The sequence below is a fragment of the Enterobacter sp. CFEC122 genome, assembly GCF_052983755.1.
The window spans coordinates 1-1,002 of record NZ_JBRIQR010000124.1; the positions used below are offsets into that span (position 1 = coordinate 1).

The following is a 1,002-nucleotide window of genomic DNA, read 5'->3' on the forward strand; positions in this document are numbered from 1 at the left end:
GAGTCAATAGCCGATTTAGGTCACAGCACTCAATCTGTAATGTTTCCAGCACTACATTAGTCAGCCTTGTAACAAGCAGCAGGTAACACCTGTCGCAACTTACTGCGGTGGTATAGCTGATGCCTTCCATTCAACATGCAATCAATGTTCAGCAATCTGCAGCAAGATGTTGTTTGATATAGCTGTCCATATATCGGTTACGCTGACTTTAAATATATCTTTAATTTTTATTTATTTGGTTTGATTGGCTGGGTTTTTAATTAATGTTTGAATTTATATTCCAATCTTGATCTGTTTGTAAGATTTAAATACTAGTAAATGCTGCGTGGGTAGCAACCTGAATCTTACCATTTTTACTTTAATGGCAGGTCTCATTTGATCATTTTGCATGATCAACTTAGGCGGTTTTATCGGAGCATCTTACAAAGACTACACCATCAATCGTTTCCTCCCCTCTAGTTCGCAACTGAAGTGAATTGTCAAGACAATTTCTAGAGCGATCTTTTGCCTGCACTTTGTGGCCCTATACAGCCAGTATCTTGCGAAAGGGCGGCACATCAGGAGAACAGTGTGGAAAGAAGTGAAAACAATGACATGCAACTTGTAGATATGAAGTGGATCGCAGCAACGCTGAAAGTCACTGATAAATGGATTTATAAGCAAATTCAGGACGGAAAATTTATGAAGCCAATAAAACTTGGCAGAAGTTCTCGTTGGAGGCTAAGTGACATACACGAATGGTTGGAAAACCGCGTGAAGTGAACATGGACGGTATGTAATGGCAATATGTTGCAGAAAAGGGTGCAAAGAGAATATAGCATCTATTAGCTATGAATATGGTGTCAGGCTTTGTTATATCCACTTTAATAGACGGAAGGAATTGAGCCGAAAAAGGAATGTAAAGAAAGACATTCGCTGTAAAGTTTGTGGTGCTAATTTCTCTGAAACGAGAAATAATAAATTTTGCTCAAATAAATGCAAAGGGATTGGTATGAGAACCCT

The 1,002-nt window shown here is 38.6% G+C and carries 1 protein-coding gene; it reads left to right on the forward strand.

The features are described from left to right. Nucleotides 1–570: 570 nt before the first annotated feature. Nucleotides 571–762 carry a helix-turn-helix transcriptional regulator gene (locus ACVCAM_RS26420; RefSeq protein WP_013098166.1) on the forward strand — a complete coding sequence of 64 codons (192 nt, stop codon included), beginning with the start codon at nt 571–573 and terminating at the stop codon, nt 760–762. Nucleotides 763–1,002 lie beyond the last annotated feature (240 nt).